This is a genomic window from Methanotorris formicicus Mc-S-70 (genome assembly GCF_000243455.1).
Taxonomy (GTDB): Archaea; AGJL01; Methanococci; order Methanococcales; family Methanococcaceae; genus Methanotorris; species Methanotorris formicicus.
The window spans coordinates 1-13,189 of the sequence record NZ_AGJL01000050.1 but is presented as its reverse complement, the minus strand read 5'-3'; the positions used below and the strand labels follow the sequence as shown (position 1 = coordinate 13,189).

The window sequence follows — 13,189 nt, the reverse complement described above, 5'->3', positions numbered from 1 at the left end:
AAACATGATTAAATCGTTTATAGAGAGAACAAAGTATAAAATATTGAATAAGTTGAGAAAAAGCATTGAGACCAACTTCTCAAAGTTAGTTGCGATGTTTTCTAAGCATATTCACGCTGTAAGCAAGAAAGGGCTGAGTGTTAAGCTCTTACTCTTCACAATCGCTTATAATCTTAAAGTGTTAGATGAAGTTAATTCAATTAAATAAATATTTAAATTTGTGATGGGAATTACGGTTTTTATAATTTTAAATAGGTTCTAATTTAGTTGTTTGCGAATTTTACTAAAATTTATTTATATATCGAAGTTCTTATGCTGTATTTGTCTTAAAATTTTAAAAATTAAATTTATTAAGTATTTTCCAATATTTAACGCAAACAACTATAATTCCCTTTTAAAATTATTTTTTATACTTTTATTGTCTCTTTGTATCTATGATAATCACATTACCCTTCAATTTTTCAATCTCCTCATCAGTTAGTTTTTCCTCAACAACACCATCCCCAATAATGGCGCTATGTCCTAACGGATCTTCAATTATCAAAGTTGCAGTTTCTTTTCCTTCCTTAATTTTTTTGATTCTTTCTCTTAACTCTTCTCCTTTCTTTTTCTGCTCTTCATTTTCTGCCCATCTTATCAATGTTTGCAAAACATTATCTATCCTATTCAAAACTCCCTCAACATTTGAAACATAACCCTCTGAAACTGGGCCAGGAGTTATTTCAGCACCCAACTCTGGAATTCTTACATAGCCAGTTGATGATTTTATGACCCTTCTGTTTAAATCCCCCTCATCTTTAATTATCAACTTATATCTTTTTGGTTTCCTAACCTCTACTGGAAAAACGTCGCTCTTTCTATACTTACATCTATCGCATAACATTGTGGTTTCAATAACCCTTCCAAAATAGGGTATTTCAATCTCATGATTTGTTATTGTAAAAGTATTCTTTCCTCCACATATTGGACAATCCAACTTCTGAACTGTCAATTCCTTACCCATAATTATCACCACATTAATTTTATTGTTGTTAGTTCTCTTGTTATTAATCATTTATCTTCAAAAATTTATTATAACAATAAATGACAAAAATTCTGCAAGATAATCATTATTTTATCCAAGTTATTATTATTAAATAAATATTTGACTATGTGTTTGTGGAAACTGCAACTGCAATTTTTTCATATATAAATTTTATGGTTTATTTTTTTGGGAAAGGTTTATAAATATCCCATGGGAATAATATTATTCCAGTGCAATATATAATGATTAAACATGACTATTGGCGGAAGGCATTTTCCGATGTGGGATTATGTATAAAAAGTTGAACATCATAGAAAGAGCCATATTACTAAACCCCAAATATGTGAAGATATTCCGTGAAAAGTTAAATATAACCCAGTCTAAACTTGCAGAGGAGAGTGGGGTTAGCCAATCTCATTTGAGTATGCTTGAAAAGGGAAAGAGAAAGGCAACTGAAATGATTGCAGCAGCAATAACCCTTGGTTTATTAAAATGTAGTAATGTCTGGGATATGGAAGACCCCATAATGTACCTCCTTGATGTCCTATCATTAACTAAATTGGAAGAGGCCATAGTTGAGTTCATCAATGACATAAACAATTCTGGAAATTCTCCTTCATTTAAAAGATTTGTTAGATATATTGAAGGTTATCCTGTGATGGTGGTTGATAGGGAAGTATTTACAGAAGAATTAAAAAAAAGATTGGATGTTATTGAAATTAAAAGTATAGAATTCAGAAGAGGTCGCATGGCTGTAAAAGGCTTACATTCGGACAGGAGGGAGGTTGTTATTGACCTCGATTGCTCAGATATTAGGAGGTTGGAGAAGAAGGTTTCAAAGAAGATAAATAAAAAAACAATAATTCAAATATTTCCAAAGGATGAAGTTCCTCCAATTTACTCTGTTAATAGGGACTGCATGATTGTTCACTGTTGGGAATAATTTAATGGTGATATCAATGGAGTATTATGTGGTTTCAGTGATAGCGTCAATAATCTTTGCCCTTATAATGAAAGTTCCCATAATTCCAAAAGAAAGGCCAATAAGAGATACATTTGAAACATCAGTTTTATTTCCGACCCCAATCATTGCATTGGGTTTAACAGCGGTAGACAAAGTTTTATTTACTCCTGATTTAATGTCCTGTGTTTTGATTGGTTTAATATCTGCATTGTTTTCAAAATTTTCAGATGGGATATTTGGATAAAATGAGATACCACTTTCGGTATCCTCTTATAGGAGGGAGATTATGGAAATTTATAACGAACTCTTAAGAGAAATCCTGAAAATTGCAATCGCTTCAATAGTATCTTGGATTAATTTTGTGTTAATAGACACTTACTTTGGACTTCCAGAAAAACCTGGGGTCTTGGGAGCAAAGGTTATTGGAGAGAAGGTTAGGGATATTGGTGGAAATTTAAATGGCGGTTATTTCATGGGAAATATTGTTTGTTCTCCTGATGCATCAGCGGGAACTTTACTCGCATCAATATCTTACTACCTCATGGGCATTGAAGGGGGTTTAATTGCAGCGTTACTTGTTTATATTGGTAATAGATTATGCCATGACCCTGGTTATGCAGGAACCATTGGGGCTTTAATGGCAACAGCATTGATTTATTTATTCAGCCCAATTATAGAGCCAAAATATTTTATTGTGGGGATGGTTATTGCGATATTCTCAATACAAGGATTTGACCATATTCTTGCCTCAAAAGTTCTTGGAGAAATAGCGAGGAAGATGAACAGAACGGGGAGATAAGATGGATTTATCATCAATAATAATTGGATTTATTGCAGTTATTTGTGGGTTTAGAGTTTTCTTAACTCAAAGTAGGGCGAGGAAGTTGTTGTATCTCTGCTGTCTAAATTTCTGCATTGCGGCATTGATAGCATTGTATATAAAAAGCCCCATGGGTGGTTTGGCATCTATTGTTTACTTAATCTCATCTACATTGTCAAGTAACGCTATAGCATATACATTGGAGCAGATGAAAAAAATAGAATAAAAAAACAATGGTGTATGAAAAGGTGGAATGATGGATATATTACCAATTGTATCTGCAATTTGTTGTGTTCTTGGTGCTATTGGGGTTATTGTGCATACAAATTCAATAAATAAAATTATAATGTTTGCGTTTCTTGAGAGTGGGTTAATTGGACTTACTGCATCGTGTTATTATTTGGATGTTGCCATTGTATCTTCAATCTTAGAGCCAATAGGTTCTGTGGTTTTATTGCTTGGATTGATTAAGTATGAGGTTGTTAAAAAGAGCAAAAAGAAATATGGAAGAAAATTGCCCATATTAGCAAAATAAGGTGATTTGATGGACTTGATAACTCTAATAATATACCTTGGATATTTCCTGTTGGTTGTTGGGACAATAGGGGTTGTATTTGGTCCTATGACTGATGACCCATTTAAAAGGTTGTTGAATATTGAGGTGCCATCTATAGGGGTTGCATTGATATTTTTGGCATATAATGAAACGCTTGCATTGATGACATTTCTTGGAGTTAATGCAATACTCATCCTTGTATTGGTTAGGGCAATTGTAATGAACACTGAATTTGGCGAGGAGGATGCAAATGAATAAACTAAGCAGAATTTGGAATTATCTATCAAAGCCCCAAATTGTTCCAAGAATATTTGCAGTATTCTTGGCGTTGATTATGATATTTGGTTTATTGTTGCCCCATAAATTAAATGAAAATCAACTCTATCCAAAACCCACCCCGCAATCCCAAATACTAAAAACACCACTTGCCCCCTACGATAGGGGGGGAGTTCCACTCGAAAAGCCAGCAGATATAGTTTCCCAGTATCCAAAATATGAACCACTACTTGGAAAAATAACTGCCTATTTAACCCCAATAGCAGAATGGATTAGTAAAAAGACACTTTATTTTGGAACCACAATTGTCTCAACACCGGGTGGAATTTTGGATGAAATACTTTACTACACAAGGGGATTCGATACAATCCTTGAAAGTACAATACTATTGGTTTCATTTATCATATTCAGTTGGATGCTTATGAATAGGGATGGGTGAAATGATGGAAAATATAATTTACACCTTATATAATCCTTCGATACTTGTTGCATTTATTGTGGGGGTATTGTCCTTGTTTGCATTATCTTATCAAAAATCTGATCTGCATATTCTACTGCTTACTGACTTAATAGAGTGTGCCATGCTTGTGGTTATTGCATGTGTTGGGACTGATTTAGCAGAGGCGTTAATTTTACCTGGTTTGGTTGTAGGTATGGCAGAGTTACTGGCAGTTTCAGAGATATTGGTTATGAAGAAATCACTATCCAAAAACAAACCAAAGAAAAAACTGTTTGAGGAATTTTTATTGCCTTTACATCATGGTGTTTTAGAGCATGATGTTGAGATGGAAATATTAAAAACATCTCCAAAGTTCTTGGCATTGATTCTTGTTGTTTATGGTGCAATATTGAGTGGATTTACAGGAGGGGCAGTAATAGCAAGTGGTCTTCTTTATTACGCGTTATCTCAGAGGGCATTGGGTAGGAAGTTTGATGAAACCATTAAAACTTTATGGGAAGGAATTTCTGGCTTATCTGGAATTGCCTGGGCTTTATGGGTTTTTGGATTTATTGGATTATTTATCAACCCAGATAACTATCTTGTATACCTAATGCTCGCAGGATTAGGGTTGGTCATAAAGGTTGGTTCAAAATTAGGATTAATTGGCTACATCGGTGAGGTAAAATAAAGTTTCTGGTAAAAATCTCTATTGGTGAGATAAAATGAATGAAACTGCTTTATTAAACATTGTTGGGAACTTTCATGGGTATATTCCACTTGGGGATATTGTATTTTATTTAACCGACTTTTCAATTATTTGCTTTTTGATAGCGGTATTTTTCACCATTGTTGTTTATCTATCAAAACCAGAAAAGCAGTTGGAAGCACAATTGCATGAGTTTGGGGATACGTTTCATGAAGTTAGTTTAAAGGAATTAAAAATCAGAAGGATGATGGCAATATTCTGCGGAATTGCAACAAGTGGAGCAATGCTCACTGGAGATTTGTTTGATTATGCTTTATTCTTAGCATTGGTTGGGATTGCAAATATCGGTATTGTCTCTGCGGTAAAAAGGGAGTGGGTTCTAAATGCTGCCTACCAATATGGAATTATAGCAATGGTTGCAGGATTGCCATTATTTGGTTCAGCGGCAATGATACTTGCCAAAACAGGGATTTTATCTTTATTTGAATTGGCAAAAACTAATGCAGACCTTTTCTATCCAAAAGTTCTATTTGCTGTTGGAATGGCAGGAGAAACTGGTGTAGCCCCATTCTACGCAGCAAAGGCAGAGATGTTTAGGGCCCCAGGAGCCCCATATATCCTAATGATACACCTCTCATCACTATTAATTATTGTCAGAACTGTTGAAATCTTGCTAACAATTTGATTTGGTGAAAAAATGACACCAGAAAAGAAAAGTGGGTTAATATGTTTAATTTTATCATTCATTGGGTTTGGGATATTACTAACTACCAATAGCGAAATCGTCACTTACATGGTATTCTCAATATTTACTCCAATGTTTATTTACGGAATTGGCATGTTTTTAATTCCCCCAACAAGAAGAAAAAAAGATGGTCAAATTCCATTCAGAGGATGGTAGGTTAAAATGAAGAATTTGGTGATAATATGAACTTTGAGGCATTAATAGGATGTTTATCATTATCATTATATGCATTTCTGGTTGGTAGTTTGTTGTTAGGTTTACATAGGAAGATAATGGCAAGAATTCAAGGAAGACCTGGACCTCCAATAATTCAGTATTTACTGCATATTCTAAAGTTCTATGTTAAAGAAATCACCTTCCCAATCTCTGCAGGAAATCCACTGTATGTGTTTGTTGGATTGATGAGTTTGATGGTTTGGCTAAGTGCCTTATTCATTGGGGTTTCATTAGAGTCCTCTCTCTTAATTCTAATCGGTCTTTACGTCCTTCAAAAGATTATTGAGCATGGTTGTGGGTTGAGTAGTGGTTCCCCTTACGGAAAAATTGGTGGGGTTAGGAGCGTCTTCTCAGCAGCAGCAGAGGTGCCATTGTTTGCGGTTGTTGGAATTATCTACTTCTCAACGAATTCAGTTATAATCAAAGATATCTTATCCTACGAAGCGATAAATGGGCCCCTATTATTCAAATTACCATTGGCAGCATTTGCGTTCTTTGTATTAGTTCTTTCCAAAGCCCCATACAGTCCATTCACAATAGTTAAGGGGAAGGATATTGTTAGCGGATATCTAACTGAGCATTATGGGTTGTTGGGGAGCATAATTCTAATGGGAGAGGCAATAGCGTGGTTTGTATTACTTTGGTTGTTCCTTGCTTTATTTATAGGACCTATTGTGGTTTCAAATCCAATAACAACACTGATTGCAATGGTTGCAATGACAGTTGTAATTTCATTTATATGTGCTCTGACACCATTACTTGCCCCGCATCATTCAGTTATGCTTCAAATTACAATTGCAGCATTGGTTTTGATTGATGTTGCCTATAGGTTAATTGGAGTATAAAGGATAGGGTGAAAAAAAATGCTATACATTTACCTTTTATCAATTGCGGGATTAATAACAATCCTATACATAATAAGCGTGAGTATTATCCAACTAAACATTATGCATTTAGGTTTAGTATTTGTTGCATTATTTGTTGGAATTTTACTTCTAAAGTACAAAGCAGTTTGCCACTTAATGGAAAAATTGGAAATTCTGTTTATGTTCCTTGTATTGGTTGGATTTACCTACTTGGGATTTACCTTATATAACGCAGGGTGGTTGTGATGCTCTTAACCATCATTGGTTTTATTATTGGTATGTGTTTGGGTTTAGCATACAGTTACAGCAAATATAAAGAACCATTCATAAAAAAACGCATTGATAAATTGGCATTATCTCTTGCAATTATTGGGGGGTTGGTATTTAATTTATCCCCACCAATTGGAAGTTTATTTCTTGGATTTCCACTAGGAATGAGACCTGGTTATGGAAGAATAGAGTTTTCGGTTGGTGTGGTTATTGCACTGTTGATTTATTTGGTTTTCCTCTACTTTGGGTCGCATTACGCCTTTGGATTTATGCTTAAAGTAAGGTGATTGTATATGGATGAAAAATACAAAAAAGACAGTTTAGAGCAAAAATACAACATCATTAAGGACAATAGATACATTATGGAAGAGGTCATAGTTCCGATTTCAAAAGTTCTCAATCTCCCTATTGATGAAGTGGTTGAGATATTTGTGAGGAAGTGCGATAGTGCAACATTGTATGAACTTCATGCCTATGCAGAGCAGGCAAGGATGGGATGTTTAGGAAGAAAGGTGGATATTGATTTAGGTTTATGTTGGCTTAGTGATTTCTTTGGTTTAATATCAAGGAAAGATGCTGATTTAATTAGAAAGAAAGTGGTTGAATCCCACATTCTGCATAAAAAGCCATACAAAGAGGCTTTGGAAGAAGGGAGGAAATTAATTCTCCAATTATTGAAGGAGTAGTTATTAAGAAGAGGCATTGCCGAGTGTAGCGAGGCAATGCATCAGGGTATCCCAATAGGGGTTTCCCCTATGGGATGGGGAGGAAATTAATTATCCAATTATTAAAGGAGGAATAACAATGTTAAAAGAATTTGTAAGAAAAAGGTCAATTCATGTTTGTATTGTAAATACAGGCGGATGTAATGGTTGTGATATTGAGATCGTCTCTTGCTTAGCCCCAAGGTATGATATTGAGCAGTATGGTATTTTTGTCCATAATAATCCAAGGGAAGCGGATGTTTTATTGGTAACTGGCCCAGTGACTCTTCCTTGGAAGGAAAGGTTAAAAGAAATTTACGAAAAAACTCCAGAGCCAAAGATAGTCGTTGCTGTTGGAGCATGTGCTTTAAGTGGAGGTATATTCAAGGAAGGGCATGTTGTTGGTGGAGTTGATAAGGTCATTCCAGTAGATGCAAAAATCCCTGGTTGTCCACCGAGACCTTCTGAAATCATAGAGGCAATTTTAAAAGTAGGACCTGATGCATTGGCAATGAAAGAGAAAATGATTAAGGAGAAATTGAGGAAAGGAAAAGCAGTAATTTAATAATCAATCTGATGAAACTTTTAGAAAAAGTTTCAAGGAGAAAATGAAAAAAGAAGAGTCAATAATTTTAGAATTTTATGTTAACTATAATGTTTTATTTAATTAATTTTCATGATGTGATAATATGGCAGTGATTCCAATAGGTCCAATACATCCAATATTAAAAGAACCGTTAAGGATAAAGTTGTATGTTGAAGGGGAGAGAGTCGTTGATGCTGAGATAGAGATGGGTTATGTGCATAGAGGAATAGAAAAGATAATGGAAGGAAAGCATTATTTAAAAGGGATTTATTTGTCGGAGAGAGTTTGTGGAATTTGTTCCTATGTGCATACTCAAACATTTGCAGAGTGTATAGAGCATATTTCAAAAATAGAGATTCCAGATAAAGCAAGGTATTTGAGGGTTATAGCATGCGAATTAGAAAGAATCCATAGTCATCTCATCGCTTCTGCTGTATATAATTTTGCAATAGAACATGAAACAATAGGGATGTGGCTGTTAAATGCAAGGGAAATGGTAATGGATTTGATGGAAATGATTACGGGAAATAGGGTAAATATGGGGTTCAATGTTGTTGGGGGTGTTAGGGTTGATATTGATAGGGAGATGATGGATAAGATATACAGAACCTTGGATAAATTTGAAGAAGATTTAAAGAATATCATAGAGGCATTTGAAACAGGCCCAATGATTGGTTTGAGGAGTAAAGGCATTGGTATTTTAAATTATGGAGAAATTATGAAAACAAGGGCTGTTGGCCCTGTTGCGAGAGGTTCTGGGCTTCCAGAGAGTGATTGGAGATTGAGACATCCAACATACCAAGAACTTAACTTTAAACCAGTTTGGAGAGAAGAGGGAGATAACTTTGCAAGGATGATGGTGAGGCATGAGGAGGTTATTGCAAGTGTTGAGTTAATTAGGAAGGCATTGGAACTTTATGGGGAATGCTCTGGAGGGGTTAGAAAAAAGGTTCATGTAAAAGGCGGGGAAGGGGATTGGAGGAATGAAGCACCAAGGGGGGAAGTTCTATACAAGATTACAATAACAAATGATGGGATAATAAAGAGAATAATGATAAGAACTCCAACAGTAATGAATTTAGAGGCATATAAGTATATGCTAAAAACATGCCCAACAATTTCAGATGCAGTTTCCACCTATGCATCAATAGACCCATGTATATCTTGCACTGAAAGGACAATCATTGTTAAGGGTGCCAATAATAAAGAAAAAACCATTAAATTCTAATTGCTAAGGTGGTATTATGTCATCATCTATTTGGTATTTGTATGAATTTGCCAAGAAAAAATGGCTTAAGAAATTTTTCGATGCAAAGACGGAAAAAGAAAGCACTATCCCACCAAAAAGATATAGAAAAGTTCCCCCAATAGTCCAATATCCAGAAAAATGTATAAGTTGTACTGCATGTAAGGAATCTTGTCCATCTTCTGCAATAGAAATGGATTATGATAAAGAATTTAAAAAAGAAATCCCGAAGATTGATGATGGTTCGTGCATAGGTTGTGGAAATTGTGTTGAATCTTGTCCTACAGGTGTTTTGGAGATAGATAGTCTAAGGGAAGAGACAGATGGTCTGCCATTTGATATCCCAAAATACACCAACCTGATTATTGATGAGGAATTATGTGTTAGATGCAACTTATGCAAAGAGAACTGTCCAGTTGAGACAATTCATTATGAAGGGGGAAAATATAAGATTCATTTACATGATTGCATTGCATGTAAGAGGTGTGTTGAGGTTTGTCCAGTTGATGCAATAAGGGAATTTACTGAAAAAGAATTAACTGAAAAAATTGACAAAGCACAAAAGATTAAATTCAAAATACTCGCAGGAGAAATTAAAATTGAGGAAAATAAGATTGATAAAATCCCATATATTGTGGAGAGTTTATGTATAAATTGTTATAACTGTGTGGATGTTTGTGTTGGAAAAATCGATATTAAAAACCATAAAGTTGTTGAGTGTGTCAAATGTGGGTTGTGTTTAGAGGTTTGTCCAACAAAAGCAATGAGATTAGAGAAACTTGAACCAAAACCAAAAAGGACTGATGTTTGCTACATGGTTGATGAGAGTAAGTGTATTGGTTGTAGAATTTGCTACAATGTATGTAATGTAGGGGCCATACAAATAGGGGATGAGACAAAACTACCTTATATTAATCCATTAAAATGTGCAAGGGAAGGTGTTTGTGCAAGGGAATGTCCAGTTAATGCAATAAGTTTGGTTGATACTGAGAAGGCATTGATGAAGTATAAACTAACTGCAATATGTGATGAACTTAGGAAGGTTATGAGGAAGGATTTAGAGGAATACTCCAAAAGATACGTCCTTGCAAAATCAGAACTTGAAAAGATTACTAAAAATGAGATTAAGAAGTTGTTTAGAAAATAATTGGGGATTATTATGCTAAATGATATCCTAAAAAAATACTTTAATGGGGAAGAGATCATTCCCAAATTTAACATAAGGAGTAGTATGAAAAAGATTGAGGTTGATGATGAGAAATGCATTGCATGTAATAGATGCGTTGAGATTTGTCCAGTTGATGCGATAGAGGCAAATACTCCCTTCCCAGTTGAAATTGATGAAAAAAAATGTATATATTGCGGAAAATGTGTTGATGTTTGCCCAGTTGATGCAATTACCATCTTTAAAGCATCTGCCAAAATTGAAGATGGAGAACTTGTAGTAGAGAAAAATATAATAAAATACAAAGAACTTATCTACAATAGAGAAAAATGCTGTTTATGCTTAGTTTGCCTTAAAAATTGTCCATTTGATGCTATATCTGAGGAAAAAGATGCCTTAAAATTCGACATGAAAAAGTGCACATTGTGCGGTCATTGTGGGGATGTTTGTCCATTGGATGCCATTGAGTTTAGGTGATTGTTATGATAACAATAAAAAAATCATTTAAGGATTTAGTTTCAAATTTGGGAGAGAAGTTTGATATAGATGATGGAAAAGTGGAAGGGATATTAAAAAACATAAAAACAATAAAGGAAAAAACAATATTCATAAATCCAGATGAATGTATAAGGTGCAATCTCTGCGTTGAGGAATGTCCTGTTGATGCAATAAAAAAACCAACAATAAAAAAACCCGCTGAAATAACGGATAAATGTGTGAAATGTGAAATATGTGCTCAAACATGCCCAGTTAATGCAATTGAGGTTATTAAAGGTAGAACTTATGTTGAAGATGATCATATAATCTATGAACTCAAAGAACTCAGCGTTCCACATAGGAAGTTGAGGTTGAAGGACTACAAATTTGATAAAGATAAATGCGTATTTTGTGGAATATGTGCAAAATTCTGCCCAACAAATGCAATAGAGGTTGAAATAGGAAAAAATTTTGAGGTTGATTTAAACCTCTGTATGGGTTGTGGTGCTTGTGAATATGTATGTCCAAAAGATGCAATAGAGGTTGAGAATGAGTTGGGAGAGATCATATTCGACAAAACCATATCTGTAAATAATGATGTATGTATTAGGTGTCTTGCATGTATTGAGGTTTGTCCCGTTAATGCAATAAAAGAAATTCCTGAAGGTGTTGAGATAGGCACAGAAAAATGCATATTCTGTGGTAGGTGTAGGGATGTATGTCCAGTTGGTGCAATAAAGATCGAAAAAATGGGGATTAGGGAGGTAATTTTATGAAAGTGAAAGAACTTATGGACACTAACTTTTTAAAGGTTTATCCCGATTATACAGTTGAAGAGGTATCTGAATTAATGTATAAAAAAAAGAGATACTCATCCCCTGTTGTTGATGAACACGATAAATTAGTAGGATGGATTAATGCTATTGATTTGTTAATACTTAACGATGAAGATAAAAAGAAAGAAATAAAAGAATTTATGCATGATATTGATAGAGTTATCATATTAAATGAAAATGATGAGGCAAGAGAGGCAGTAATTAAGATTGTTAAGTATAAGGTTGTTAGTATTCCAGTGGTTAACAACGAAGGAAAGGTTGTGGGTATAGTTAGGAATTGTGACATTACAAAGACACTTGCAAAACTCTATGATATTCCAGTTTATAAGTTGTTTAAGACACTTCAAGAGCAATTAAGAGGCATAACTTGGGAAGAATTGATGGAAGCAGCGGCAATTGTAACAAAACAAACCACTGGAGAGGAGATAACTCCTGAAGAATATGAGAGGAGAATAAAAGATGCCACATTTGGTAAGGCAATTTGGGCATGTGGTGGTTTGGAAAAGTTCTTTGCAGGTTTAATTAGGATTGGAGAAGTTGCACTTGCAAGAAAGGTGGCAAAAAAGAGGGGTATGTAAATGAGTGAGAATAAATTAAACGTTGAGAGAGAGATTAAACTTATGGCGAATAGAAAGGACTTTGATTTTTGGGAATTTTTAAAAAAGGCATATGAAAGCGATGTAAAACTTGATATTGGGCATTTTATTATACTCAATATTTTAATTGGGGTTGGAGAGTTGTATAAACGCCTAAGTGAAGAGATTGGGAAGAATCAAGCCCAGAAGATACTTGAAAAGAAGGGCATATTTACAAAAAATTCCGAATATGTTTCAGGAGAGTATTTGAAAAAGTTTATTGGAAGAAGTAGTAGGGTCGCTGTGCATAATAGAATAAGGGATTTGAAAAACTTGGGATTTGAAATTGAAGGAAAGTCCGGACCGTTAGGAGGTTATAAGTTAATAAAGACTCCGGAATGGTTTCAATAATTTTTTGTGAAAATAAGTTTCAGTATCTCCGAACATCATACTAACTAATAGAAAACTTAATATTTGGTAATATCGAATAGTTAATATCAAAAAAATATGGAGGTGAAATCATGAAGGGGATAAAACACACAATAATAAAATCCTTTAACGAATTTAACAGTTTTGTTGGTAAGGCTTTACAAATTACGCCGAGGATTTATCGGGTTGAAGGTTATTCTAAAGGATTCATCAAAGCTATAGAAAGCAACACATACTTAGAAACGATTAGCACGTTAGGGTACTCCTTCAGTGGATTCTTACTATC

At 34.4% G+C, this 13,189-nt stretch carries 23 protein-coding genes and 1 pseudogene; 23 read left to right on the top strand and 1 reads right to left on the bottom strand.

The annotated features are described in order from the left end of the window. Positions 1-208: hypothetical protein (locus METFODRAFT_RS10260; protein WP_007045071.1), on the top strand; the 208-nt coding region annotated here is incomplete at its 5' end. A 207-nt stretch (positions 209-415) separates the two neighbouring features. Here METFODRAFT_RS10260 and METFODRAFT_RS07950 read toward each other — a convergent pair. Further along, positions 416-1,003: a ZPR1 zinc finger domain-containing protein gene (locus METFODRAFT_RS07950; protein WP_048115768.1), complete on the bottom strand. Its 588-nt coding sequence runs from the start codon at positions 1,001-1,003 to the stop codon at positions 416-418. A gap of 310 nt (positions 1,004-1,313) precedes the next feature. On the opposite strand from METFODRAFT_RS07950, the gene METFODRAFT_RS07945 reads away from it, so the two are divergent. From METFODRAFT_RS07945 to METFODRAFT_RS07840, 22 genes and pseudogenes are all read left to right on the top strand, one after another. Beyond that, entirely contained in the window at positions 1,314-1,967 is a 654-nt protein-coding gene (locus tag METFODRAFT_RS07945) for a helix-turn-helix domain-containing protein (protein WP_007045069.1), read from the top strand. Between the two features lie 16 nt (positions 1,968-1,983). Beyond that, a complete protein-coding gene (gene ehaA / locus METFODRAFT_RS07940; protein ID WP_245528965.1) occupies positions 1,984-2,232 on the top strand; it encodes an energy-converting NiFe hydrogenase A subunit EhaA in 249 nt (82 codons plus the stop codon). A gap of 42 nt (positions 2,233-2,274) precedes the next feature. After that, complete coding sequence (locus METFODRAFT_RS07935) at positions 2,275-2,787, top strand: hypothetical protein (protein WP_007045067.1); 513 nt, start codon at positions 2,275-2,277, stop codon at positions 2,785-2,787. Between the two features lies 1 nt (position 2,788). Further along, positions 2,789-3,034 carry a DUF2109 domain-containing protein gene (locus tag METFODRAFT_RS07930; protein ID WP_007045066.1) on the top strand — a complete coding sequence of 82 codons (246 nt, stop codon included), beginning with the start codon at positions 2,789-2,791 and terminating at the stop codon, positions 3,032-3,034. Between the two features lie 30 nt (positions 3,035-3,064). Beyond that, on the top strand, positions 3,065-3,343 hold the full coding sequence (locus METFODRAFT_RS07925; protein WP_007045065.1) for a DUF2108 domain-containing protein: 279 nt from the start codon (positions 3,065-3,067) through the stop codon (positions 3,341-3,343). 9 nt (positions 3,344-3,352) lie between these two features. Further along, entirely contained in the window at positions 3,353-3,622 is a 270-nt protein-coding gene (locus METFODRAFT_RS07920) for an EhaE family protein (RefSeq protein WP_007045064.1), read from the top strand. Further along, positions 3,615-4,079: an EhaF family protein gene (locus METFODRAFT_RS07915; RefSeq protein ID WP_007045063.1), complete on the top strand. Its 465-nt coding sequence runs from the start codon at positions 3,615-3,617 to the stop codon at positions 4,077-4,079. Before METFODRAFT_RS07920 ends, METFODRAFT_RS07915 begins: the two co-directional genes overlap by 8 nt. Position 4,080: 1 nt before the next feature. Beyond that, complete coding sequence (locus METFODRAFT_RS07910; protein ID WP_007045062.1) at positions 4,081-4,770, top strand: EhaG family protein; 690 nt, start codon at positions 4,081-4,083, stop codon at positions 4,768-4,770. 34 nt (positions 4,771-4,804) lie between these two features. Next, the gene (locus METFODRAFT_RS07905; protein WP_007045061.1) at positions 4,805-5,473 is read left to right on the top strand and encodes a membrane protein; all 669 of its coding nucleotides are present in this window, start codon (positions 4,805-4,807) and stop codon (positions 5,471-5,473) included. 12 nt (positions 5,474-5,485) lie between these two features. After that, a complete protein-coding gene (locus METFODRAFT_RS07900; protein ID WP_007045060.1) occupies positions 5,486-5,689 on the top strand; it encodes a hypothetical protein in 204 nt (67 codons plus the stop codon). Positions 5,690-5,715: 26 nt separating this feature from the next. Further along, positions 5,716-6,594: a respiratory chain complex I subunit 1 family protein gene (locus tag METFODRAFT_RS07895; RefSeq protein WP_007045059.1), complete on the top strand. Its 879-nt coding sequence runs from the start codon at positions 5,716-5,718 to the stop codon at positions 6,592-6,594. An 18-nt stretch (positions 6,595-6,612) separates the two neighbouring features. Continuing rightward, positions 6,613-6,861 carry a hypothetical protein gene (locus tag METFODRAFT_RS07890; protein ID WP_007045058.1) on the top strand — a complete coding sequence of 83 codons (249 nt, stop codon included), beginning with the start codon at positions 6,613-6,615 and terminating at the stop codon, positions 6,859-6,861. Continuing rightward, entirely contained in the window at positions 6,861-7,172 is a 312-nt protein-coding gene (locus METFODRAFT_RS07885) for an energy-converting hydrogenase subunit EhaL family protein (protein ID WP_007045057.1), read from the top strand. The genes METFODRAFT_RS07890 and METFODRAFT_RS07885 overlap by 1 nt, the downstream gene beginning before the upstream one ends. Positions 7,173-7,178: 6 nt before the next feature. Further along, positions 7,179-7,571, top strand: a complete 393-nt coding sequence (locus tag METFODRAFT_RS07880) for a DUF1959 domain-containing protein (protein WP_007045056.1) — start codon at positions 7,179-7,181, stop codon at positions 7,569-7,571. 118 nt (positions 7,572-7,689) lie between these two features. Continuing rightward, a complete protein-coding gene (locus METFODRAFT_RS07875) occupies positions 7,690-8,154 on the top strand; it encodes an NADH-quinone oxidoreductase subunit B family protein (protein ID WP_007045055.1) in 465 nt (154 codons plus the stop codon). A 124-nt stretch (positions 8,155-8,278) separates the two neighbouring features. Continuing rightward, positions 8,279-9,403 (top strand): hydrogenase large subunit, encoded by a 1,125-nt coding sequence (locus METFODRAFT_RS07870; RefSeq protein WP_007045054.1) that lies wholly within the window; start codon positions 8,279-8,281, stop codon positions 9,401-9,403. A gap of 16 nt (positions 9,404-9,419) precedes the next feature. Beyond that, positions 9,420-10,568, top strand: coding sequence for a 4Fe-4S binding protein (locus METFODRAFT_RS07865; protein ID WP_007045053.1), 1,149 nt, complete (start codon positions 9,420-9,422; stop codon positions 10,566-10,568). Between the two features lie 12 nt (positions 10,569-10,580). Continuing rightward, the gene (locus METFODRAFT_RS07860; RefSeq protein ID WP_007045052.1) at positions 10,581-11,063 is read left to right on the top strand and encodes a 4Fe-4S binding protein; all 483 of its coding nucleotides are present in this window, start codon (positions 10,581-10,583) and stop codon (positions 11,061-11,063) included. A gap of 5 nt (positions 11,064-11,068) precedes the next feature. Continuing rightward, positions 11,069-11,839, top strand: coding sequence for a 4Fe-4S binding protein (locus METFODRAFT_RS07855; protein ID WP_007045051.1), 771 nt, complete (start codon positions 11,069-11,071; stop codon positions 11,837-11,839). Next, positions 11,836-12,477: a CBS domain-containing protein gene (locus METFODRAFT_RS07850; RefSeq protein WP_007045050.1), complete on the top strand. Its 642-nt coding sequence runs from the start codon at positions 11,836-11,838 to the stop codon at positions 12,475-12,477. Before METFODRAFT_RS07855 ends, METFODRAFT_RS07850 begins: the two co-directional genes overlap by 4 nt. Next, on the top strand, positions 12,478-12,885 hold the full coding sequence (locus METFODRAFT_RS07845) for an HTH domain-containing protein (protein WP_007045049.1): 408 nt from the start codon (positions 12,478-12,480) through the stop codon (positions 12,883-12,885). Between the two features lie 110 nt (positions 12,886-12,995). After that, a pseudogene (locus METFODRAFT_RS07840) lies at positions 12,996-13,189 on the top strand (hypothetical protein); the annotation flags it as partial.